The 24,686-nt window shown below is 61.5% G+C and carries 17 protein-coding genes; 15 read left to right on the top strand and 2 right to left on the bottom strand.

Annotated elements, in window-relative coordinates; all coding sequences use genetic code 11:
* The first annotated feature begins 17 nt into the window (after positions 1-17).
* The 7 genes from AB6O04_RS10110 (at position 18) to AB6O04_RS10080 (ending at position 10,348) form a co-directional block, all read left to right on the top strand.
* Complete coding sequence (locus tag AB6O04_RS10110) at positions 18-437, top strand: hypothetical protein (protein WP_368563744.1); 420 nt, start codon at positions 18-20, stop codon at positions 435-437.
* 60 nt (positions 438-497) lie between these two features.
* Positions 498-1,778, top strand: coding sequence for a TolC family protein (locus AB6O04_RS10105; RefSeq protein ID WP_368563743.1), 1,281 nt, complete (start codon positions 498-500; stop codon positions 1,776-1,778).
* 29 nt (positions 1,779-1,807) lie between these two features.
* Entirely contained in the window at positions 1,808-3,040 is a 1,233-nt protein-coding gene (locus AB6O04_RS10100; RefSeq protein ID WP_368563954.1) for an efflux RND transporter periplasmic adaptor subunit, read from the top strand.
* A 25-nt stretch (positions 3,041-3,065) separates the two neighbouring features.
* Entirely contained in the window at positions 3,066-6,251 is a 3,186-nt protein-coding gene (locus tag AB6O04_RS10095; protein ID WP_368563952.1) for an efflux RND transporter permease subunit, read from the top strand.
* Between the two features lie 197 nt (positions 6,252-6,448).
* Positions 6,449-6,712, top strand: a complete 264-nt coding sequence (locus AB6O04_RS10090; protein WP_368563742.1) for a DUF2149 domain-containing protein — start codon at positions 6,449-6,451, stop codon at positions 6,710-6,712.
* Between the two features lie 375 nt (positions 6,713-7,087).
* The gene (locus AB6O04_RS10085; RefSeq protein WP_368563741.1) at positions 7,088-9,175 is read left to right on the top strand and encodes a TonB-dependent siderophore receptor; all 2,088 of its coding nucleotides are present in this window, start codon (positions 7,088-7,090) and stop codon (positions 9,173-9,175) included.
* An 18-nt stretch (positions 9,176-9,193) separates the two neighbouring features.
* Positions 9,194-10,348, top strand: coding sequence for a PepSY-associated TM helix domain-containing protein (locus tag AB6O04_RS10080; protein ID WP_368563740.1), 1,155 nt, complete (start codon positions 9,194-9,196; stop codon positions 10,346-10,348).
* A 485-nt stretch (positions 10,349-10,833) separates the two neighbouring features.
* Here AB6O04_RS10080 and AB6O04_RS10075 read toward each other — a convergent pair whose 3' ends face one another.
* Entirely contained in the window at positions 10,834-12,558 is a 1,725-nt protein-coding gene (locus AB6O04_RS10075) for an IlvD/Edd family dehydratase (protein WP_368563739.1), read from the bottom strand.
* 179 nt (positions 12,559-12,737) lie between these two features.
* On the opposite strand from AB6O04_RS10075, the gene AB6O04_RS10070 reads away from it, so the two are divergent.
* Complete coding sequence (locus tag AB6O04_RS10070) at positions 12,738-13,535, top strand: SDR family NAD(P)-dependent oxidoreductase (RefSeq protein ID WP_368563738.1); 798 nt, start codon at positions 12,738-12,740, stop codon at positions 13,533-13,535.
* 118 nt (positions 13,536-13,653) lie between these two features.
* Here the strand turns inward: AB6O04_RS10070 and AB6O04_RS10065 are convergent, their stop codons facing one another.
* On the bottom strand, positions 13,654-14,625 hold the full coding sequence (locus AB6O04_RS10065) for a LysR family transcriptional regulator (protein ID WP_368563737.1): 972 nt from the start codon (positions 14,623-14,625) through the stop codon (positions 13,654-13,656).
* Between the two features lie 142 nt (positions 14,626-14,767).
* Between AB6O04_RS10065 and araD1 the strand changes: the two genes are divergently transcribed.
* The 7 genes from araD1 to AB6O04_RS10030 all read left to right on the top strand — a co-directional run bounded on the left by araD1 (position 14,768) and on the right by AB6O04_RS10030 (position 24,214).
* Positions 14,768-15,775: an AraD1 family protein gene (araD1, locus tag AB6O04_RS10060; RefSeq protein WP_368563736.1), complete on the top strand. Its 1,008-nt coding sequence runs from the start codon at positions 14,768-14,770 to the stop codon at positions 15,773-15,775.
* A 31-nt stretch (positions 15,776-15,806) separates the two neighbouring features.
* The gene (locus AB6O04_RS10055) at positions 15,807-17,243 is read left to right on the top strand and encodes an aldehyde dehydrogenase family protein (RefSeq protein ID WP_368563735.1); all 1,437 of its coding nucleotides are present in this window, start codon (positions 15,807-15,809) and stop codon (positions 17,241-17,243) included.
* Positions 17,244-17,342: 99 nt separating this feature from the next.
* Positions 17,343-18,332: an ABC transporter substrate-binding protein gene (locus AB6O04_RS10050; RefSeq protein WP_368563734.1), complete on the top strand. Its 990-nt coding sequence runs from the start codon at positions 17,343-17,345 to the stop codon at positions 18,330-18,332.
* A 19-nt stretch (positions 18,333-18,351) separates the two neighbouring features.
* The gene (locus tag AB6O04_RS10045; protein ID WP_368563733.1) at positions 18,352-19,890 is read left to right on the top strand and encodes a sugar ABC transporter ATP-binding protein; all 1,539 of its coding nucleotides are present in this window, start codon (positions 18,352-18,354) and stop codon (positions 19,888-19,890) included.
* Positions 19,891-19,895: 5 nt separating this feature from the next.
* A complete protein-coding gene (locus AB6O04_RS10040; protein ID WP_368563951.1) occupies positions 19,896-20,969 on the top strand; it encodes an ABC transporter permease in 1,074 nt (357 codons plus the stop codon).
* Positions 20,966-22,003, top strand: a complete 1,038-nt coding sequence (gene yjfF / locus AB6O04_RS10035) for a galactofuranose ABC transporter, permease protein YjfF (RefSeq protein ID WP_368563732.1) — start codon at positions 20,966-20,968, stop codon at positions 22,001-22,003. The genes AB6O04_RS10040 and yjfF overlap by 4 nt, the downstream gene beginning before the upstream one ends.
* A gap of 183 nt (positions 22,004-22,186) precedes the next feature.
* Positions 22,187-24,214, top strand: a complete 2,028-nt coding sequence (locus AB6O04_RS10030) for a glycoside hydrolase family 97 catalytic domain-containing protein (protein WP_368563731.1) — start codon at positions 22,187-22,189, stop codon at positions 24,212-24,214.
* Positions 24,215-24,686 lie beyond the last annotated feature (472 nt).

Below are 24,686 nucleotides of genomic sequence, written 5' to 3'. Positions count from 1 at the left end.
CCGTAGCATCGTTGCCCATGCCGCGTCATGCCGCCCGCACCTTGGTCCTTCTGCTTCGCCAATCCACGATGGCGTTGCTGATGCTGGCCGCGTTGGTGAATCCGATCCTGGTAGCGGTAAGCGATTTGCATGATGTCGGCCCGGGATCGAGCCATTCGCACGATGCCGACGAACATGGCTCCGATCTCACGGGTCCTGATTTCGCCGAGCATTTGCTCTCCGGGCATGGTCTGCACGGAGATGAAGGCGATGAGACCGATGATTTCCTGCATGCGTTGATGCATGCCAGTCATTGCTGCGGCCATTTGACCGCGATCTACAACGGCGCCCACGTTCCGGACATCGTTCCGGCGCGTAGCGGCTCGCTGCCGGCGCAGGTCGAGCAGCGGCTTCCACAAGCGTCTTCCGACCATTTTCGTCCCCCGATAGCCGTCTGACGTTTAGAGCCGGCGCCATGCCGGCTACTCGTCATTGACCGGTTTATCTGGAGAATCCCCATGTGGTTGCGTTTGGCGGCAATTGCCGTCTTCGCGGCTGTACCGTGCGTGCAAGCGTCGGCGCAGTCGCTCGAAGTAATGACCCTGGACGACGCATTCGCGCGCGTCGCCCAATCCCACCCCGATCTGCGTTTGATCGAAAGCCAGCGCGGCTTGCTGGCCGCTGAGTCCGAACGCGCGGCACTGCGGCCGCCGCAACTGGTTGGCCTAGAGGTCGAAAACGCCTTGGGCAGCGGCGAAGCCAGCGGTTTCGGCGGCGCTGAAATCAGCCTGACATTGGCCTCAGTACTGGAGCGTGGCGGCAAGCTGGACGCACGGCGCACGCTGGTCCAAACCCGCATCGATGCATTGGCGATGCAGCGGGAAACCAAGCGCCTCGATTTGCTGGCGGAAGTGGCGAGGCGCTATCTGGCCGTCAGCGCCAGCCAACATCAGCGTCGAATCGCGGAACACGATATCGCTCAGCGCCAGCGCACCGTCGCGGCGGCTCAGCGCCGTCTGGCCGCTGGTGCATCGCCGGAATCGGTGGTGCTGACCGCGCAGGCCGCATTGGCGCGCGCGGAATTGGATCGCGAGCGGGCGAGTCAGCGTGCAACGGCGGCGCGTCAGCACTTGGCGGCACTATGGGGCGAGCGTGATCCCGGGTTCGGTGTGGTCGCAGGCGATCCGTTGGCCTTGCCCGCCATCGCCGACTTCACCGCTTTGAGCGAAGCGCTGGCCCAGACGCCCGAGTTGGCCCGCTTCGCTGACGAGCGCCGGATAGGCGAGGCCCGCTTGCAATTGGCACGCAGCCAGGCAGCACCGGATCTGCAATGGCAGGTAGGCGTGCGACGTCTGCAAGCCAGCAGCGACTTCGGCCTGGTCGGCAGCGTTTCGGTGCCGTTGGGTGGCGCTGCTCGCGCGGCACCGGAGATCCGCATGGCGGAAGCCGAACTGGCGATCGTCGAAATCGAACGGGAAGCGCAAGGTTTGGCGTTGTATTCGACGTTGGCAGAAGCGCATGGCCAATATCGCGTCGCGCAATCGGAAGCCGCGCGACTGCATTCGGATGTGCTGCCCAAACTCGCCAAGGCCGAAGCCGCGGCGGAACGCGCCTACCGTGCGGGCGCCATCAGTTATCTGGAATGGGCGCAATTGCAGAGCGAGCGCACCGCTGCGCTCAAGCAACGTCTCGAAGCCGCGCTGGAAGCCCAGCGTGCCCTGATCGAAATCCAGCGGCTCACCGGTCAGGCGTTCGTCGCCGAGCCCGCCGCATCTGTCTCCATAGGAGTTTCCCCGTGAAGCCACAACATCTGTTTGGCACGTTGGCATTGGCTTTCCTGCTGGCGGCGTGCAGCCAATCCGACGATGAGCATGGCCATGAAGAAACCGAAGCGGGCACGGACGCCCATGCACATGATGCCGAGGAAGCGAAGCGGGGCGCACATGGTGGCCGTTTGCTGGAGCAGGACGGTTACACCGTAGAACTCGCTATCGCCGAAGAGGGCACACCGCCGAAATACCAAGCGTGGCTGTACCAGCGCGGCAAGCCGCTGCCTGCTACTGCGGGTAGCGTCGAGGTGCGACTGACCCGCTTGGGCAATGTGGCGGAGAATCACGTCCTGACCCCAAGCCGCGATGGCAGCCTGATGGCAGCCACCGTCGTGGGCGAACCGCACTCCTTCGACGTGGAAGTGCTGGCAAAGATCGGCACGCAATCGCTGCGTTGGCGTTATCCCAGCTACGAAGGGCGTACCCGGATCGATGCGGCCATAGCGCGGGATTCCGGAATTCGCGTCGCGCCCGTGGGCGCAGGCGTGATCGCGGACGAGCATGAAGTGCAAGGCTTGCTGACGCCCATCGAAGGCCGCGCCGCGCACGTGATGGCGCGGTTTCCCGGCCCCATCCGCAGTTTGCGCGCGAACGTGGGCGATCGGGTGCGTGCCGGGCAGCCCTTGGCCACCATCGAAAGCAATCTCAGCCTGACCACTTACACCGTGACCGCGCCCATCTCCGGCGTGGTGCTGGCGCGCAGCGCTTCAGTCGGCGCGGTGGCAAGCGAGGGCATGGCCTTGTTCGAAATCGCCGATCTGTCTTCGCTCTGGGTCGATCTGCATATCTTCGGCGCCGACGCCCAGCACATCGTGCCTGGTGTGCCGGTCGAGGTCACTCGCATGAGCGATGGCGTTACCGCCGAAACGGTGTTGGAGCGAGTGTTGCCCGGCACTGCGACCGCCAGCCAGAGCACGGTGGCACGCGCGACCCTTGCCAATGCCGATGGACTGTGGCGCCCGGGTTCAGCCGTCAAGGCACGCATCACCGTTGAACAACAGCCGGTCGCATTGGCCGTGCCGCTGACGGCGTTGCAGACATTTCGCGACTGGGATGTGGTCTTCATCCGTATCGGCGACACCTATGAAGTGCGTCCGGTGGAACTGGGCAAGCGCGATGGCGAGCGGGTGGAAATCCAGTCCGGCATCAAACCCGGTGACCAAGTAGTCACTGAGCAGAGTTATCTGGTGAAAGCCGACATCGAAAAATCAGGAGCTTCTCATGACCACTGAGAGAACGCTCCCCGATACTCCGGGCGTGCTGGAACGCATCATCCGGTTCGCCATCGCTCATCGATGGCTGATGATGGCGCTCACCTTGGCGCTGACATTCGTGGGTGGGTGGAGCTTCACCCAACTGCCTATCGATGCGACGCCCGACATCACCAATGTCCAGGTCCAGATCAACACCGAGACGACGGGCTATTCGCCGCTGGAATCCGAACAGCGCGTCACCTTCCCTATCGAAACGGCTATGTCGGGTTTGCCCGGACTGGACTACAGCCGCTCGATTTCCCGCTACGGCTTATCGCAGGTCACGGTGGCGTTCAAGGATGGCACCGATCTGTACTTCGCGCGGCAGCAGGTGGCCGAACGTTTGCAGCAGGTCAAATCGCAATTGCCGGCCGGACTGGAGCCGGAGATGGGACCCATTGCGACCGGCCTGGGCGAAATCCTGATGTACACCGTTGAGGCCAAGCCCGACGCGCGTAAAAAAGACGGCTCGCCATGGAACGCCACCGACCTGCGCACACTGCAGGATTGGGTGGTGCGTCCACAGTTGCGCAACACGCCTGGCGTTACCGAGGTCAACACCATTGGCGGCTTCGCGCGGCAGATTCATATCACGCCCGAACCAGCCAAGTTGGTGGCATTGGGTTTCACGCTGCACGACGTGGTCACGGCGGTGGCGGCCAACAACCAGAATGTCGGTGCCGGATACATCGAACGCAACGGACAGCAGTTTCTGGTGCGAGTGCCGGGGCAAGTGGCTGACCTAGATGCGATCGGCGATATCGTGCTGGATCGACGCGACGGCGTGCCGATCCGCGTGCGCGATGTTGCCGGATTGGCGGAGGGACCAGAGTTGCGCAATGGCGCTGCCACGCAGAACGGTCGCGAAGTCGTGCTGGGTACTGTATTCATGCTGGTGGGCGCCAACAGCCGCGAAGTCGCGCAGGCCGCGGCGGCCAAACTGGAAGCGGCCAACGCCAGTTTGCCGGCGGGTGTCAGCGCCAAGCCGGTCTACGACCGCACCACGCTGGTCGACCGCACCATCCAGACCGTCTCCAAGAATCTGATCGAAGGCGCCTTGCTGGTGATCGCGGTGCTGTTCCTGCTGCTGGGCAATTTCCGCGCCGCGCTGATCACCGCGGCCGTCATTCCGCTGGCAATGCTGTTCACCGTGTTCGGCATGGTGCGTGGCGGCGTGTCCGGCAACTTGATGAGCCTGGGTGCGCTGGATTTTGGGCTGATAGTAGATGGCGCGGTGATCATCATCGAGAACTGCCTACGCCGCTTCGGTGAAATGCAACAGCGGTTGGGCAGGCCGATGACCGAGGAAGAGCGCCTCGATACGACCGCCTCGGCCACGGCGGAAGTGATCCGGCCCAGCCTGTTCGGCCTTGGCATCATCACCGCGGTCTATCTGCCGATCTTTGCCCTCAGCGGTATCGAGGGAAAGATGTTTCATCCGATGGCGATCACCGTGGTGCTGGCGTTGACCGGGGCCATGTTGCTGTCGTTGACCTTCGTGCCTGCAGCCGTGGCTTTGTTCCTCGGCGGCAGGGTCGATGAAAAAGAGAACCGCGCGATGCGCTGGGCAAAACGTCGCTATGCACCGTTGCTGGTGTGGGCATTGAAGCGACGGGCATGGGTCATGGGTGGTGCGACGGTGCTGGTGGTGCTTTGCGGATTGCTTGCGACGCGTTTGGGTATGGAGTTCATTCCGACGCTGGACGAGGGCGATATCGCGCTGCACGCGCTGCGGATTCCCGGCACCGGCCTGGATCAAGCGGTGAAGATGCAAGCGACGCTGGAAGCACGAATCCAGCGCTTTCCGGAAGTCGACCAGGTGTTCGGCAAGATCGGCACCGCCGAGGTGGCGACCGATCCGATGCCGCCGTCCGTGGCCGACACCTTCCTGATCATGAAACCGCGCGCGCAGTGGCCGGACCCGCGCAAGCCGAGAGCCAAGCTGATCGCTGAAATCGAGACCGCGGTGAAGGAGCTGCCGGGAAACAATTATGAGTTCACCCAACCCATCCAAATGCGAATGAACGAACTGATCTCCGGCGTTCGCGCCGACGTGGCGATCAAGCTCTACGGAGACGATCTGGACACATTGGTGGAAGTGGGCGAGCGCATCGAAGCCGTCGCAAAAACGGTTTCCGGCGCCGCCGACGTCAAGTTGGAGCAAGCGACCGGTTTGCCGGTGCTGACCGTCATTCCCGATCGCCAGGCGCTGGTGCGCTACGGATTGAATCCCAGCGTGGTGCAGGAAACCGTGGCTACCGCGGTAGGCGGTGAAGTATCCGGGCAGCTCTTCGAAGGCGACCGGCGTTTCGATATCGTCGTGCGACTGCCCGAGCGGCTACGGCGCGATCCGGCCGCGTTGGCGGATCTGCCGATTCCATTGGGCGCCGGCAACAATATCGACGAATCCAGCTTGGTAGGCAGTGGAGCGGGGAGTCTCCCGCGTACTGTGCCGCTGCGCGAAGTGGCGAAGCTGGAAACGGTGTTGGGACCAAACCAGGTCAATCGTGAAAACGGCAAGCGGCGCGTGGTCGTCACCGCCAATGTGCGAGGAAGAGACCTGGGCGGCTTCGTCGAAGAACTGCAGGAAAAGATCGCCACGGAAGTCGAAGTGCCTGCCGGATATTGGGTGGATTACGGCGGTACATTCGAGCAGCTGATCTCGGCAAGCCAACGCCTGTCCATCGTGGTGCCAGTGACGCTGGCCATCATCTTCGGCCTGTTGTTTGCCGCGTTCGGTTCGGCCAAGGACGCGGCCATCGTGTTCAGCGGCGTGCCTTTGGCGCTGACGGGTGGCGTGGCGGCGCTGGCTTTACGGGGGATTCCGTTGTCGATCTCGGCCGGGGTCGGATTCATAGCGCTGTCTGGCGTGGCGGTATTGAACGGACTGGTGATGATCGCCTTCATCCGTAAGTTGCAAGGGCAGGGCGCATCACTCGAAGACGCCATCACCCAAGGCGCACTGGGGCGACTGCGGCCGGTGCTGACGACCGCGTTGGTGGCCTCGCTGGGTTTCCTGCCGATGGCATTCAATGTCGGCGCTGGGTCCGAAGTCCAACGGCCGCTGGCGACTGTCGTGATCGGCGGCATCGTGTCGTCGACATTGCTGACGCTGTTGGTGTTGCCGGCGCTTTATCGGTGGCTGCACAGTGGTTTGGATCAGCGGCCGTGGCGAGCATCAGAGGGCTGAACTTCCTTTACGAAATCGGCCATGTCTAGCCGTTTGCGCGCTGGGCCCTCGTAGAGCGGAGCTTGCTCCGCTGCTGTGGCTGGATCGGGCGCGGATAGGATCAGCCGAGACCAAAGCACCTGTCTCCGCCGCGTCAACGAAATCCACTATCGGGTCCGAGGTACGGGCGCGGTTTCGACCCAGGCGGGTTGAGTGATGTGGTCATTGGCATCTTGATGATCGTCATCGTGCGCAACCCGCTAAACCCGTTCTCGCAGGAGAACGTGGTGGTGGTGGAAAATCCCGGCGAAGCGAACATGCGCATGATCGTCAAGAACGGCGAAGAGCTGACCCGCTACGAATCCACCGGGGAAATGGGCGAGGGCGGCGGGGTACGAGCCGGCATCACGTATCGTCTGGATGATGGACGGATGATCTATGTGCCGGAAGGGGAAGTGGAAAGGCGGGATACTGGCAGATAGCGGCCTGCGATAGCGAATAACCGCTTTAGCGTACTTCTCGTAGAGCGGAGCTTGCTCCGCTGCTTTCGCGTACGAGCTCTGAAGCCATCCGTTAAGAGCAGCGGAGCAAGCTCCGCTCTACGAAGGCGCGAAAAATTCCTTGTGGGAACGACGTAAATCGCGACGTTGATGTTTCCGGTCGCGACTTACGTCGCTCCCACAAGGTTGTTATCCCGACACGGCCACCAATCACGATTGACCGTCGGACATAGGTCTCGGCTCTACAAGCCGGCTTTAGGTTCACCAGGTGAACTCGCCCCTTCATTGAGAACGAGTTGCATTAGCGTTGCTGGAAATCGATAATGCGCGTCCAAATGTAAATGGGGTTACATAAACATGATCGATCGCGCTCCTCGTCGCCGGCTGTTGGCGGTTTCCTTGATGCTGCCGGCTAGCTGGGCGATTCCCGCCGCTTTGGCCCAGGATGCGACGATGCTCGACAAGATAACGGTAGTGGGCGAACGCGCCGTCACCGCGACCAAGACCGATACCGCGTTGGTCGAGACCCCTCAGGCGATCAGCGTGGTGTCAGCCGAGCAAATCCGGGAGCGGGGTGCTCTCAACGTCCAGGAAGTCTTCCGCTATACCGCCGGTGTCACGGCTGAATCCTTTGGTCTGGATACGCGCGGGGACGTTTCCAGTATCCGCGGTCTGGACCCTGTGCAGTATCTGGACGGGATGCGGACCGTGTTCAACTACAGCCCCATCTCCCGCCCGGAGGTCTACACGCTGGACCGAGTGGAAGTGCTGCGTGGGCCGTCTTCGGTACTGTACGGAGCAGGTGGCAGCGGCGGCATCATCAATGCCGTGAGCAAGCGCCCGCAGTTCACGTCCGCGGGCGAAGTGGCGCTGCAGTACGGCAGTTTCGACCGCAAGCAGGTGCAAGTGGATATCACCGGTGCACTGAACGACAACGACACGCTGGCCGGTCGCATCGTCGCCGTCGCTCGCGATAGCGGAATGCAGACCGACAAACTACCGGATGATCGGTTGGTGTTGTCGCCATCGCTGACCTGGCGTCCAACCGATCACACACAGATCACTTTCATTGGATTGTTCCAGAAGGACGAAACCGGCTCCAGCCAACAGTTCCTGCCGGTGGTTTCAACCTTGCAGGCTAGCGGCGCGCGACGATTGGACGTTTCCACCTTTTTGGGCGACGAGAACTACGACCGCCTGGATGCCCGCCTGAATGCCGGTACGTTGCTGATCGAGCATCAGTTCAACGACTCTGTCGCCCTGCGTAGCAATTCGCGCTACACGGATGCCCACACCACGTTCCAGGAACTCTTTCCGGACGTTTACAGCAACCCTTCTGATCCGTTTATCGATGATGCCGACCGCGTCGTCAACCGCAACGCCTACGCAATCAGGCCGGACATCCGAGTCTTCACCACTGACAACAGCGCCGAGTACAACTTCGATACCGGTGCTTTCAATCACCGTTTGTTGACCGGCGTGGATTACAGCGATTTCCGACAGAGCTCGTACTCCGCCTTTGGCATGGTCACACCTATCGATATCTACAATCCGGTGTCGGCCGGTGTCGTGGCACCTGAATATTCTCGCGACCCCAATCAACGTAATACCCAGGTTGGTTTGTATGTGCAGGACCAGATTCGCTATGCGGATCGCATCTCCATGGTGCTGGGCGTCCGCCGCGACCGAGCACGTTCCACGACGGAAGGCTCGGCGGCACAGACCGAAGAGGCCACCACGTTCAAAGTTGGCGTGATTGGTGAAGTCGCCGTGGGCTGGTCACCTTATGTGAGCTATTCGGAATCGTTCCTGCCGGTTCCAGGGCTGGATTTCTACGACAACGCCTTCAAGCCGATTCGCGGAAACCAATACGAGGCCGGCGTGAAATGGGCGCCGAACCGCGATGCTCTGGTGACTGCCAATGTCTATCGCATCAAAGAGAAGAATCGGCAGATCAACGACCCGGACAACGTCCTCAACACCGTGCAGACAGGCGAAATCCGTTCGCAGGGCTTCGAGCTGGAGGGTGCGTTCGCCTTTGAAGGAGAAATTTCCCTCAACGCCAACTACAGCTACAACGACGCCGAGGTAACGCGCAGCAGCTTTGCCGACGAAGTGGGCCAGCGCCTGAGCGACGTTCCGCAGCACTTGGCATCGGTATGGGCGGCCAAGACGTTTGCGTTGAACGATGACAGCAGCTTGCGCGTTGGCTTGGGTGGACGTTATGTGGGCCCGACAGAATCCACCGGCGTTGCAGGCGTCCTCCGCACTCCCAGTTACACCCTGGCCGACGCGCTGGTTTCCTACGACGTCGGTGACTGGTCGCTATCGATCAACGCCAACAATCTCTTTGACAAGCAGTACTTCGCACCCTGTCGCGCGTTCGGCGATTGCTTCACGGGCATGGGCCGCACGCTGGTGGGCACGGTCGCGTACCGTTTTTGATAAGCATGGCCTGATCGCATGAAGCGCAGCACGCTCAAAGCTTGGTTCCTGGTCCACAAGTGGACCAGCCTGGTCTGCACGCTGTTTCTGTTGCTGTTGTTCGCGACCGGCCTGCCGCTGATCTTCTGGGAAGAGATCGCGCATGCCACCGGTGCGGAGCCTGAAGCCGAACCGGTGCCTGCTGGTATGCCGCGCGCCAATGCGGACCAGTTGATCGAAAAAGCACTTGCCCGTTACCCGGGTGAAGTGCCGTTGTTCTTCGGCTGGGACGACCACGGACCGATGGTCTATGTGACCACCGGTGCGCGGCCGGATACGCCGCCGCCGGAAATGCATTCGGTGATCCTGCACGAATACACTGGCGAGATACTGCCGGCACCGTCGTTCAATGAAGGCGTGATGTACTTCATCTACCGCCTGCATACCGATGTATTCGTCGGCCTGGCAGGAACGTTGTTCCTGGGTGCGATGACGTTGCTGTTCGTGATTGCCATTATTTCCGGCGTGGTGTTGTACGCACCGTTCATGCGCAAGCTGTCGTTCGGCACGCTGCGCACCGGCAAAAGCCGGCGCTTGGCGTGGCTGGATTTGCACAATCTGCTGGGTGTCGTCACGGTGGCCTGGGCGCTGGTGGTCGGTTTGACCGGTGCTATCAACACCCTGGCCAAGCCGCTGGAGCAATCGTGGCAGGCACAGCAGTTGGGCGAACTAGGTGATCGCTACCGGAATGCACCCAAGCCGTCCCGCTTCTCGTCGGTTGACGCCGCTATCGCCAAGGCGCGTGCTGCCGAACCCGACATGAAACCGGCGTTCGTCAGTTTCCCCGGCACCGGCTACAGCGGCGAGCATCACTACGGCGTCTTCATGCACGGCAATACACCCATTACCGAACGAATTACAAAGCCGGTGCTGGTCGATGTCGAGACCGGTGAGCTGACCGCGCAACCGGAACTGCCGCTCTACATGAGCATCCTGCTGCTGTCGCAGCCACTGCATTTCGGCGACTACGGCGGACTGCCGTTGAAGTTGTTGTGGGCGCTGCTGGACCTGATCACGCTGTTCGTATTGGTCAGTGGTCTGTATCTGTGGGCAAAGCGGGGCTCTACCGAAACTCGGCTGAAAGAACTCGAGAGCGGGCTGGTGTCTGAAGCTCCCGCTGGGGCAATGCGATGAGTGGGGCGGAGCTTCGCCGTACCTTTGGGATTCCAGCGGTCATCGCGCTAGCCAGCATTGTTGGTTTGGTGAGCGCGCTGATCGGTGATGGCGTTTTCGACGCGATTTCCTGGATGGCGTTGGGGACGGTTATCGGCGTGTTGGTTTTGGCGGTGGTTCAGGCGAAGAGACAGTAGCGATTCTGCTTGCCTGTAGGAGCGACGTAAGCCGCGACCGGAAACATCAACGTCGCGACTTACGTCGCTCCCACAAGGATGCTATGCCGACGCTGCAAGCCTACCCCGTAGAGCGGAGCTCGCTCCGCTGCTGTTGCTGGATCGGCTGCGGACGGGTTCAGCCGAGCAAGCAGTGAACCGACCCTTGTGGGAGCGACGTAAGTCGTGACCGGAAAACATCAACGTCGCGACTTACGTCGCTCCCACACGAACGGTTCTGGTTCGCGGCATCATTCGCGCGACGATTCAGCCGGCTGCATCCGCATTACCTCAATGCGAATCGCGCGGCACCCCTGCGCCGCTGCCGCCGACCAGGATGTCCAGATCAGCGCCCAGGTGCGCCTGCTGCACATGATCGACGTACAGCTTGTACCAGCCGCGGGCAGGGCGGGAAGGCTCCTTCCACTGGGCGCGCCGTGCCGCCATTTCCTCGTCGGTGATTTCCAGATGTATGCGGCGGTTGGGCACGTCCAGTTCGATGATGTCGCCATCGCGGACCAGCGCCAACGGACCGCCGGCAGCGGCCTCGGGCGAGGTGTGCAGTACCACGGTGCCGTAGGCGGTTCCGCTCATGCGCGCATCGGAAATGCGCACCATGTCGGTGATGCCTTTCTTCAGCACTTTGGTGGGCAGCGGCATGTTGCCGACTTCGGCCATACCGGGATAACCACGTGGGCCACAGTTCTGCAGCACCATCACGCAGTTTTCGTCGATATCGAGATTCTCATCGTCAATCCGCGCATTGAAATCCTCGATGCTGTCGAACACCACCGCACGGCCGCGGTGCTGCAGCAGGTGCGGCGAGGCGGCGGAGGGCTTGATGACCGCGCCGTCGGGCGCCAGGTTGCCGCGCAATACCGCGATACCCGCTTCGGGTTTGAACGGCTCGGCCAGTGGCTTGATGACGTCGCGGTTCCAGCATGGCGCGCTGGCGATGTTTGCGCCGATGGTTTTTCCGTTGGCGGTCAATGCGTCCAGATCCAGATGCTCACTGATCTCGCGCAGCACCGCTGGCAGACCGCCAGCGTAGTAATAATCTTCCATCAGGTAGGTGCCGGACGGCTGCAGATTGACCAGGCAGGGGAGCTTGCTGCCCAGCTCGTCCCAGTCGTCGAGCTTCAGGTCCACGCCCATGCGGCCGGCGATGGCCAGCAGGTGGATCACCGCATTGGTCGAACCGCCAATCGCCGCATTGGTGCGTATCGCATTGGCGAATGCCTTGCGCGTCAGTATCCGCGACATGCGCAAATCTTCGTTGACCATTTCCACGATACGTCGCCCAGTCAACTGCGCCAATCGGCTGCGGCGGCTGTCGACGGCCGGGATGGCGGCGTTTTCCGGCAGCGACATGCCTAAGGCTTCGACCATGTTGGCCATGGTGGACGCCGTGCCCATGGTCATACAGTGGCCCTTGGAGCGGTGCATGTTGGATTCGGCTTCGACGAATTCATCCGCACTCATTTCGCCAGCGCGCACCATCTCCGACATCTTCCACACGCCGGTGCCCGAACCCAGATCGCCACCGCGCCATTTACCGCTCAGCATGGGGCCACCGGATAGACCAATCGTCGGCAGATCGCAGCTGGCCGCGCCCATCAGCAGCGCGGGCGTGGTCTTGTCGCAGCCCATCAACAGCACAACACCGTCCAGTGGATTGCCGCGGATGGATTCCTCCACTTCCATGCTGGCCAGGTTGCGGAACAGCATCGCCGTCGGACGCATTTGCGTTTCACCGGGCGACATCACCGGAAATTCCAAAGGGAAACCGCCGGCCTCATAGACGCCGCGTTTGACGAACTCGGCCAGCTCGCGGAAATGCCCGTTGCAGGGTGTCAGTTCCGACCAGGTATTGCAGATGCCGATAACCGGCCGCCCGTCGAACATGTCGTGCGGGTAGCCCTGATTCTTCAGCCAACTGCGGTAAAGAAACCCGCTCTTGCCTTCATGTCCAAACCAGGCCTGACTGCGCCGAGCCGGTTTCTTTGGAGCACCCATGCGAAACCCCGTTTGTATGGTGGATTTCCCCGGCATCCATTCGCGGTGGTGGCTCCGGGTACCGCTTTACGCCGGCCATCGTACCGGGCATATTGATATTGCAAAAATAAATTAATAGAACGCATCGATATTCTTTTGTATATCGGTATGACGACTCGACCCCATCAGGATTTCACTGCATGAGCAACGAAGCATCAAAGTCATCCTCCCCCTCTCCTGACGCTACCTACCGCAGCCTGCACGGACGCCGGATCTTTGTCACCGGCGGGGGTTCCGGCATTGGCGCGGCCTTGGTGGAAGCCTTCGCACGGCAGGGGGCTGCGGTGGCTTTTATCGATATTGCCGAGGACGATAGCGCGGCTCTGGTGGAGCGGTTGGCAATGGAAGGTTTTGCGCGTCCGTGGTGGCGGCGTTGCGATGTCACGGACGTCGTTGCGTTGCAGCAAACATTGATCGAAGCCGCTGCGGCACTGGGCGACTTCCATGTGTTGGTCAACAACGTCGGCAGCGATGACCGCCACGCGCTGGCCGCGGTTACGCCCGAGTATTGGGAACGCTGCGTGGCGATCAACCAGCGTGCCGCTTTTTTCGCCATCCAGGCGGTAGTGCCCGGCATGCGCAAGTTGGGCGGCGGTTCCATCATCAACCTGGGCTCAACGGGTTGGCAGACCAAAACCGCCGGTTATCCGGTGTATGCGACGGCCAAATCGTCAGTCGATGGCCTCACCCGTGGCCTGGCGCGCGAACTGGGCGCCGACCGTATCCGCATCAACATCGTCACGCCCGGCTGGGTAATGACCGAACGCCAGATCCGCCTGTGGCTGGACGAAGCCGGCGAGCGCGAACTCAGGCGCAATCAGTGCCTGCCCGACAAGGTGATGCCTGAAGACATCGCGCGAATGGTGCTGTTCCTGGCCTCCGACGACGCCCGCGCCTGCACCGCGCAGGAATTCGTGGTGGATGCGGGCTGGAGTTGAGGCGTCCTTGATTTTCGCTTTTGTAGGAGCGCCGTCCCGGCGCGAGCTCTTGGCTTCTATCGCGATCTGAAAGGAAGAGCTCGCGCCGGGACGGCGCTCCTACAGATCGCACCGATCACTACACCGGCTGTTCTTCCACCGGGAAACGCACCCCATAAACCGGCGCGGCGGCTTCCTTCAGCGCTTGCAGCATGATCTGCGCACCTGGCGAGAGCAGCCAATCGGTGCGAGTGATGATGCCGAAGGAGTCCATCTTGCAGGACAGTTCCACCGGCAGGATGGCGGCAATGCCGTGGTCGGCGTAATAGCGCGCCACGTCCACGGGTACCACGGCGATGTAGTCGCTCTGCTCCAGCATCTTGGTCAGGAAAACCAGCGCGGAGGTTTCGATTACCCGCAACGGTGGTTCAAGCCCTGCATTCTGGAACATCAGTTCGAAGCGGTGACGCAGGACACTGCCGGCGGGCGGCACGATCCAGCCGGCGGCGGCTAGTTGAGCCAAAGACGGATCCTTGAGCTGCAGGATCGGGTGACGGGAACGGACGATGGCGCAGACCTGTTCCTCCGCCAACGCCTCGTAGTGCAGGTTGCGCTTGTCGTGCCGCGCGAACAGGCGCGCCACCAGGATGTCCAGCTTGTTCTGCGCCAGGCGCTCAAGCAGCACGTCGCTGCTTTCCACCTGCAGCGACACGCGCAACAACGGATATTCCTCGGTGACCCGGGTCATCGCCGCCGGCAGTAGCGTCATCGCAGGGCCGGTGATCGCGCCGACACCCACGCTGCCGATGTAGCCGGCCTTCAACGCGTCGATCTCGGCACCGGCTTCGCCCAGGCTGGACAGCGCGATGCGCGCATGGCGGATCATGATTTCGCCGTACCAGGTAGGCTGCATGCCGCGCGGCAGCCGCTCGAACAACGACACGCCAATCATTTCTTCCAGGTCTTTCAGTAGCTTGGAAGCAGCGGGCTGCGACATGTTGAGAGCGTCGGCGGCCCGGTGGATATTGCCTTCCTCATCCAAGGCCAGCAGCAGCATCAGCTGCCGGGTCTTGAGGCGGGCGCGGACGTACCAGGGCTTGCCTTGCTGCATGAGACACCTTAACGGATACGAATTTCCATATTGATTGTGCCTAAATTTATATTTGTTGCATATCTGTCTTTGGTCGCAGAATGGGATCCTCGCGATCGGCTGCATGCTGGCCGCGACTACATACCATCACCGGGCGGAGCGCATGCGACTGATCCAATTCCTAGATGATTCCGGGGCCCACGGGGTAGGCGTCGTCGATGAAGCGGGTAACCGGATGCGGCGGCTGAACGGGTTCTCCAGCACCTATCAGCTGGCCAATGCCGCCATTGCAACGGGCGAAACCTTGGACGCCACGGCGGCGCGGGCGGAAAGTGAAGAAACCCTGGACTACCGTGCTTTGCTTGCCAAGGGCAGGGTGCTGTCGCCGCTGACCCACCCCGAACCGGCCCGCTGCCTGGTCACTGGCACCGGCCTGACCCATCTGGGTAGCGCCGCGGCTCGCGATGCCATGCATCAGAACTTCAAGCAGCAAGCCGACAAAGGCGCGCTGACCGACTCGATGAAGATGTTCCAGTGGGGCGTGGAAGGCGGCATTCCCAAGGGCGATGCGCCGGGCGCACAGCCGGAATGGTTCTACAAGGGCGACGGCAGCATCGTGGTCGCACCGGGCGCGCCGTTGCCATCGCCGGATTTTGCGCTGGACGGCGGCGAAGAGCCGGAACTGGTCGGCTTGTACCTGATCGGGCCAGACGGCACGCCGCATCGCCTCGGCTTCGCGATAGGTAACGAATTTTCCGACCACGTTACCGAACGCCAAAACTATCTGTATCTGGCGCATTCCAAACTGCGCGCGTGCGCGGTGGGGCCGGAACTGCGCACCGGTGAACTGCCGCGCGACCTGCAAGGTGTCAGCCGTATCCGGCGCGGCGACGCGGTGGTGTGGGAAAAAGCATTCTTGAGCGGCGAGGCCAATATGTGCCACTCGCTGCGCAATCTGGAATACCACCATTTCAAGTACGCCGCTCACCGCCGTCCCGGCGATGTGCATCTGCATTTCTTCGGTACCGCCACTTTGAGTTTCGCCGACGGAATCCGTGCCGAACCCGGCGACTATTTCGAGATAGATTTGCCAGCATTGGGGGCTCCGCTCGTCAATCCATTGCAACGTGTCGATAGCGCCTTCACGCTGGGCGGCGTGCGTTCGCTATAACACTCACTACGAAGAGCAGGGAATCAAACGAATGAATCATCGCTTCCAGAGCTACATCGACGGCCAATGGATCGCCGGCGCGGATATCGCGGCCGACGAGAACCCTTCCGACTTGGGGACACCCGTCGGCGAGTATGGTGCGGTCGATGCGGCGCAGGTACGCGGTGCTATCGCCGCCGCGGCCGCGGCGCAGTCGGCATGGGCGCTGACCTCACCGCAGCAGCGCGCCGATGCGCTGGATTTTGTCGGCAGCGAGATACTTGCCCGCAAAGAAGAATTGGGCCGGTTGTTGGCTTTGGAAGAAGGAAAGACCTTGCCGGAAAGCATCGGCGAAGCCGCCCGCGCCGGTCAGATATTCAAGTTCTTCGCGGGCGAAGCGCTACGCATTCCCGGCGAAAAGCTCGCATCCACGCGTCCCGGCGTGGATGTTGAAATCACCCGCGAGCCGGTCGGCGTGGTCGGCATCATCGCACCGTGGAATTTTCCATTGGCGATCCCCGCTTGGAAGATCGCGCCGGCGCTGGCCTACGGCAACACAGTGGTATTCAAGCCAGCCGAAATCGTGCCCGGCTGCGCGTGGGCGTTGGCCGAGATACTCAGCCGCGCCGGGCTGCCGGCGGGTGTGTTCAATCTGGTCATCGGCAGCGGCCGCGTGGTCGGCCAAGCGCTGATAGAAGATCCTGCTTTGCAGGCGCTCAGCTTTACCGGTTCGGTGCCCACCGGCAATCGCCTGCTGCGCCAAGCTGCAGAGCGCGGGCTGAAGATCCAGCTCGAAATGGGCGGCAAGAACCCGCTGGTGGTATTGGCGGACGCCGACCTGGACAAGGCGGTCGAAATCGCCGTCAACGGTGCGTATTTCTCTACTGGCCAACGCTGCACCGCGTCCAGCCGTTTGATCGTGGAAGCGCCGATCTATGAAGAATTCGTTGCACGTACCCGCAAGCGCCTGGCCTCGCTGAAAATAGGCAACGCGTTGACGCAGGGCGTGGACATCGGGCCGGTCGCCAGCCGCAGCCAGCTGGACACCGATTTGTCGTACCTGGAGATCGCACGCCAGGAAGGTGCGGAGCTGCTGCACGGCGGAGAACTGCTGGAGCTGGATACGAAAGGCCATTACCTCAGCCCGGCGCTGATCGCCGCGCAGCCGCAACACCGTATCGCCCGCGAGGAAGTCTTCGGTCCGGTAGCCGCGGTGATCCGCGCTGACGACTACGAGCACGCGCTGGCGATGGCCAACGATACCGAGTTCGGCCTATGCGCGGGCATCGCGACCACATCGCTGAAGTACGCCACCCATTTCAAACGCCATGCGCAGGCCGGCATGGTGATGGTCAATCTGCCGACGGCGGGCGTGGATCCGCACGTGCCGTTCGGCGGCCGCAAAGCATCGAGTTACGGCCCGCGCGAGCAGGGCCGTTACGCAGTGGAGTTCTACACGACGGTCAAGACTGCCTATACCAGCGCCTGACCGAATAACTGACCTGCACGCCTGCCTGGGAGGGTGGGCGGCGATCGTGGCGCGCTGGCGCCATGACTGCCGCCAGCGTGAAATAAGAGGAGGTGGGAAATGAAGCAATATCTCGCGCTAGCCGCGATGTGCCTGATGGCGACGTTGGCGGCGTGCTCTCTGACAGCATGCTCTGGCGGAGACAAAGCCGCGGGCGGCGCTGACCCCATCGTGCTGGGTTTCAGCCAGGTGGGCGCGGAAAGCGAATGGCGTACCGCCAATACCGAGTCGATCAAGTCGGCGGTGCAGGGCGCCGGTATCCAACTGCGTTTCTCTGACGCGCAACAGAAACAGGAAAACCAGATCAAGGCGTTGCGCTCGTTCATCGCGCAACGCGTGGACGTCATCGCATTCTCACCGGTGGTCGAGTCCGGTTGGGAGACCGTGCTGCGCGAAGCCAAGGCCGCGAATATTCCGGTCATACTGACCGATCGTGCCGTCAAGGTGACGGACGATTCGCTGTACGTCACGTTGATCGGCTCGGACTTCGTCGAGGAAGGCCGCAAGGCCGGCCGTTGGCTGCTGGAACAATCACCGTTGAAAGATGGCACCGAGCCGGTACGCATCGTCGAGTTGCAAGGCACGGTGGGGTCGGCGCCGGCTATCGATCGCATGGAAGGGTTCAAGGAAATCATCGCCAAGAACCCGCGCTTCCAAGTGGTGCGCTCGCAAAGCGGCGACTTCACCCGCGCCAAAGGCAAGGAAGTGATGGAGGCGTTCCTGAAGTCCGAAGGCAGCAACATCGACGTGCTGTTCGCGCACAACGACGACATGGCCATCGGCGCCATTCAGGCCATTGAAGAAGCGGGATTGAAACCCGGCGAGGACATCCTGGTGATTTCCATTGATGCGGTGCGCGGCGCATTCGAGGCCATGATGGCCGGCAAGCTCAACGTTACCGTCGAGTGCAATCCGTTGCTCGGACCACAACTGGTGGATGCGATCAAGGCCGTGCGCGAGGGCCGTCCGCTGCCAAAGCGAATCGTCGTGGAGGAATCCGTATTCACGCGGGAACAGGCCGCGCAGGTCTTCCCGACGCGCCGTTACTGAACATGCGGGTGCAACTGGCGTGAGCACCTTGTCCTCTTTTGGGGATACCTCTCCAGCGGTCTCCTCCCACGTTCTCCAGGCGCGCGGCATCGGCAAGCGTTTTGCCGGCACCAACGCCTTGGAGGACGTGGACCTTTGTTTGCGTGCGGGTGAAGTGCATGCACTGATGGGTCAGAACGGCGCTGGCAAATCCACGCTGATCAAAGTGCTGACGGGCGTGTTGCCGCCCGATGCGGGAAGCATGGAACTAGATGGCCATGGCATCTCGCCGGCCAGTCCCATTCATGCGCAACACCTGGGCATCAGCACGGTCTACCAGGAAGTGAACCTGTGCCCCAACCTGACCGTGGCGGAAAACATCTTCGCCGGCCGCTATCCACGCAAGCGATGGACGGGACTGATCGACTGGACGCAGGTACAGCGTCAATCGCGCGAGGTGCTGGAAGGCCTCGGCCTGCATATCGATCCGGCGAAGCAGCTGTCGGATTATCCGGTTGCCGTGCAGCAGATGGTCGCCATTGCGCGCGCGCTGAGCGTTTCGGCGCGGGTGTTGATCCTTGATGAACCGACCTCAAGCCTGGACGAGGATGAGGTGCGCGAACTGTTCGCGGTGATCCGCCGTCTGCGCGAGCGCGGCATGGCCATCTTGTTCGTTACCCATTTCCTGGATCAGGTCTACGCGGTATCCGATCGCATCACCGTGTTGCGTAATGGCCGTCGTGTCGGCGAATACCTGCCGTCGGAACTGCCGCATGCAGCCTTGGTGGCGGCGATGGTCGGGCGCGAAGTGAGCATGGTGCCCACAGCGCGGCAAACGTCCGAAGCCGCGCCCGCGCAAGCCACCGTGCTGGAAGCGCGGGGCCTTGGCCGGCGCGGGCAGGTGGCGCCCCTCGATATCGAGGTGCGTAGCGGCGAAGTGTTGGGACTCGGCGGGCTGTTGGGTTCCGGCCGCACCGAAGTGGCACGGCTGTTGTTCGGGCTGGACCGTGCCGATCAGGGCGACATGCAAGTGACCGGCACGCAGGCAAACTGGCGCGGACCAGCGGACGCAGTAGCGCGCGGACTGGCGCTGTGCCCGGAAGAACGCAAGAGCGAAGGTCTTGTTGCCGAGTTGTCGGTGCGCGAAAACATCGTGCTGGCGCTACAGGCGAGACAGGGCTTGCGGCGTTCGTTGCCACGCGCGAAACAAGACGAAATCGCCCGTGGCTGGGTGGAGCTGTTGGGCATCAAGACCGCCAGCATGGAAACGCCGGTCGGGCTGTTGTCCGGTGGCAATCAGCAGAAGGTGGTACTGGCGCGCTGGCTGGCCACTCAACCCTTGTTGTTGATCCTGGATGAACCCACCCGCGGCATCGACATCGCCGCCAAGCAGGAAATCATGGGCGAGATCCTACGGCTGGCCCGCGAAGGCATGGCGGTGTTGTTCATCTCTGCGGAAATGGAGGAGCTGGTGCGTGTCTCCGACCGCATCGCGGTGATGCGCGACCGTCGCAAGGTGGGCGAACTGCCTGGCGGATGCGGTGAAGACGCCGTTTTCGACATGATCGCGGGGCAATAGTGATGATGTCATCGACTACTCCGCCTGCAATTCAATCAGTCAGTTGGCTCCGGCGCGTACTGACGCATCCGCTGTTCTGGCCATCCGCCACGTTGCTGCTGTTGCTGATCGGCAACGGCCTACTCAATCCCGGGTTCCTGTCGTTGCAATGGCGTGACGAACACCTGTACGGAAACCTGGTCGATATCGCCAATCGTGCGGCACCGCTCATCCTGGTCTCAATGGGCATGACCTTGGTAATCGCCGCACGGGGATTGGATATTTCCGTGGGCGCGGTGCTGGCCATCGCCGCGACGGTCGCAGCATGGATGATCGGGGGTGGATCAGGTGGAGAAGGCGCCGTCAGCCGATTTCCGATGTGGTTGGCGATAGCGACCGCGTTGGCGGTGTCCGCGGCCTGCGGGCTTTGGAACGGGTTGCTGGTGGTGAAGGTCGGCATGCAGCCCATCGTGGCGACACTGATCCTGATGGTCGCTGGTCGTGGCGTCGCGCAGTTGATCAGCGGCGGCCAGGTTCTGACGCTTTACTACCCGCCGTACTTCTATTTCGGCAACGGGTTCCTGTTCGGCATTCCGTTCTCGCTGTTCGTCGTGGCGGGCGTGTTTCTGGCGCTGCATCTGGCATTGAACAAAACCGCATTGGGACTTTTTATCCGCGCCATTGGTGGCAATCCCCTGGCTGCGCACGTGGCCGGCGTGCCTGCGCGGCTGATCACGATAGGCCTCTATGTTTTCTGCAGTGTTAGCGCGGGCATGGCCGCCATTCTGGTTAGCTCCAACGTCAAGAGCGCGGATGCCAACAATGCGGGGCAGTTGCTGGAGCTGGACGCCATTCTGGCGGTAACGCTGGGCGGCACGCTGCTTACTGGTGGTCGCTTCAGCTTGGCAGGCAGCGCGATCGGCGCGCTGATCATCCAGACGCTGACCACCACCATCTATTCGTTGGGCGTTCCGCCGCAGGTCAATCTGGTGGTCAAGGCGCTGCTGGTGTTCGTGGTGATGCTGCTGCAGTCGGCGGAATTTCGCGCGAGCGTGCGCGGCCTGATGTTCAGGCATCCGGCTGGGGAGGGCGGCGCATGAATGCACTGCCCGATGTTCCCAAGTCTGCGCAGGTTGCTGGAGTGACGCGCCCGAAGACGTGGCGGATAGCACCCCAATTCCTGCCGTTGACGGTAACAGTGGCGTTGTTCCTCGCGATGGCAGGCGCGGGTGGCGCGCTGTACGACGGTTTCCTATCGCCGCAAGTGTTCTTGAATCTGCTGATCGACAATGCATTCCTGTGCATCGTCGCCGTCGGCATGACGTTCGTGATCCTTAGCGGTGGCATCGATTTGTCGGTGGGTGCGGTGATCGCCTTCACCACGGTGCTGGTGGCTGCGTTGATCCAGCGGGCGGGCTGGCACCCACTGGCTGCGATTGCCTTGGCGCTGGTACTCGGCGCGGCGTTCGGCGCCAGCATGGGCGCCTTGATCCAGCGCTTTCGCTTGCAGCCGTTCGTGGTGACGCTGGCGGGAATGTTCCTGGCGCGCGGTGCCAGCTATCTGATCAGCGTGGATTCCATCAGCATCGATCATCCGTTCCACACTACGGTGGCTTATCTGCGCATCCCCGTCGGTGGTGGCTATTCGCTCTCCGTGGCGGCGGTGATTGCTTTGCTGGTCGTCGCCGTCGGCATCGTGATCGCGCACTTCACCCGCTTCGGTCGCGCAGTGTATGCCATCGGCGGCAATGCGCAGTCGGCCATGCTGATGGGTTTGCCGGTGGACTCGACGGTAGTGCGCGTGTATGCACTGAGCGGGTTTTTGTCCGCGCTGGCGGGCGTGGTCCTGACTTTCTACATGTTGTCCGGCTACAGCCTGCACGCACTGGGCCTGGAACTGGACGCCATCGCCGTGGTGGTGATCGGCGGTACGTTGCTGGCCGGTGGTAGCGGCTACATCGTAGGAACCTTGGTGGGTGTGTTGATCCTGGGAATGATCCAGACCTTGATCATCTTCGAGGGCACGCTGAGTTCGTGGTGGACACGCATCGCCATCGGTGTGCTGTTGCTGCTGTTCTGTCTGTTGCAACGTTTGTTCGAAAACATCCGTCGCAAACGTTTGGAAGTCGCCTGATGAAAGAAAGCCGCGGTACGTCGCTCGTATGTTCGCCGCACGACTTTATTTAACTTGGCAGGGTCGTCCGCCGACAATGACGTTAGAAGCACTGGGTAACGGTGGACCGCTGCAGTTGGTGCCGCTGTACAAGATCCGCAACGGACGCTACATAGTCCACAACAGGGTTAGCTCGATATGGGAATGCAATCTGTAGTTCTGAGGTCGCTGGTGGCCGCCGCTTCGAACGCTACAGCGCGCCCGCACGGACGTAGGGTGCCGCGGGGTTGCATACGCGTCATCTTGTCGATGTTGCTGCTCGCGGCAACGCATGCGGTCGCTGCCAAACCCACGCCAGAATTGGGCGAGGTAATGAGTCCGGACGGTAAGATACGTGTGATCGTCTCGTTGGATGCGGAGGGAACACCGCATTACGCGGTCGACCGTGAGGGCAGGGAAGTCTTGCAGCCCGCGCCTCTGGGGTTGGTGCTGAAGGAGGCCGACTTTTCTCGCGGTCTGCGCCTACGCGAAGCCGGGGCAGTGACGACAGTAAAGGATCGCTACGAGCTATTGACCGGCAAACGCCGAAATAACCAGTATTTGGCAAGTCGCCGTGAGTTCCATTGGATCGACGCGAAAGATCGCCGCCTGGATATCGTCTTCCAGGTATCCAACGATGGCGTGGCATTCCGCTATCGGCTCCCCGATGCCGATAAGGATATCCAACACCTACGCGAGGAAGCCACCGCGTTCCGCTTTCCCAAGGAAACGCGCGGCTGGTTGCAGCCGATGTCCGTCGCCAAGACTGGCTTTGCGCAAACCAATCCATCCTACGAAGAGTATTACCTGCAGGATGTCGCGGTCGGGACGCCAACGCCTTTGGGCGCCGGCTGGGTATACCCGGCACTGTTCCGCAACGGTGACACCTGGGTATTGCTGAGCGAAGGCAGCCTTTCGCGTGGCCATGCCGGCAGCCGTTTGCTGGACGGCAAAGTGGCAGGCGAATATCGGGTAGGTTTTCCCGATCCGCGCGAGAACTTCCAGGGCGGCCCCGTCAATCCAGAATTCCCGCTACCCTGGCAATCGCCATGGCGCATGATCGCCATCGGCAACTTGAAGACCATCGCTGAGTCGACGTTAGGTACGGACTTGGCGGATCCACCCGGCCATCCGCCAGTCACACCCGTCGTTCCGGGCAAGGCGTCATGGAGTTGGCCGCTAATGGGCGACGACAAGACCGTTTATGACGTGCAGAAGCGTTTCATCGACTACGCCGCCGACATGGGTTGGCGTTACACCTTGATAGATTCGATGTGGGATAGCCAGATTGGCTACGAGCGCGTACGCGAACTCATCGACTATGCACGCAGCAAGGACGTGGCGATCCTGCTTTGGTACAACTCCGCCGGCAGCTGGAATCAGGCCCATCAGACCCCGCGCGATCGCATGCTGACCCGCGCCAGCCGTCAGCAGGAGTTCGAACGGCTCAAAGCGATGGGCGTAGCGGGATTGAAGATTGACTTCTTCGGCGGCGACGGCCAATCGTTCATCAACTACTACCTGGACATCATGGAAGACGCGGCGCCTTATGGGCTCCTGCTGAACTTCCACGGCGCCACGCTGCCACGCGGGTGGCAACGGACTTACCCCAACCTGATGACGATGGAATCGGTGCGAGGACTGGAATTCATCACTTTCGATCAGCACAACGCCGACCAAGCCCCGACGCATGCGGCGATGCTGCCGTTCACTCGCAACGTATTCGATCCGATGGACTTCACGCCGGTGGTGCTGGATAAGATCAACAAGATCGAACGCCGCACCACGCCGGCATTCGAACTGGCGCAATCGGTGTTGTTCGTATCGGGCATCCAGCATTACGCCGAGATTCCTGAAGGCATGGCCAAGGCGCCGGACTACGTGCGCGATTTCCTGCGCGATGTGCCGTCGATATGGGAAGACAGCCGCTACATCGCCGGTTATCCGGGCAAGCAGGCGGTGTTCGCGCGGCGCGGCGATGGCCACTGGTATGTCGCTGGCATCAATGCCGAAGCCCAAACCAAGTCCTTGGAGCTGGATCTGAGCGAGTTGGGTGCAGTGCGTTCTGGAATATTGATCGCCGATGGCGACGGCCCGCTGTCGTTCCGACGCGAAGAAGTGCGGCTTGGAGAAGATGGAAAGCTGCGGATCGATGTGCCGGCGAGTGGTGGGTTTGTCCTGAAACTCGAGTGATGCTCAGTCTCTAAGGAAGGTCTGAACAACTTGCTTTTGCTGGTCATGACGATAGTTGTTCAGACCTTCCCTAACGTGTAGGAGCGACGATTTTTAGCAGCCGAATGGCTGGTCAAGTCGCGATGAAGCTTTCATGGGAACGCTTCATCGCGACTCACGTCGCTCCTACAAAAAAGCGAACAGCTACGGAGCGTAGCAAACGTCCTCAAAGACTTTCTGCAGTCCGGCCCTGGCGGCGCTTTCATTGGCTTCAAGCGTTTGCGAAAAGACCAGGCAAATCCAATCTTCGCCACAAGGCTTCATCGCATACAATCCGACTTGCTTGGCGTAGGGGCTATCGCTTCCGAAAGCTTTGAATGAGCGCAGCAGCCTGCATGGAACCCCTTCCAATGGCAAATGAGAGGCGAGATGCTCCCACAAGGATTGCTGTTACACAATCTCGCACCGAAGGCGTGGCTGGCTTCTCGCCTTT

Source organism: Pseudoxanthomonas sp. UTMC 1351 (genome assembly GCF_040948865.1).
Lineage (GTDB): Bacteria > Pseudomonadota > Gammaproteobacteria > Xanthomonadales > Xanthomonadaceae > Pseudoxanthomonas_A.
The sequence above is the reverse complement of the archived record's forward strand: the minus strand, read 5'-3'. Positions and strand labels throughout refer to the sequence as shown.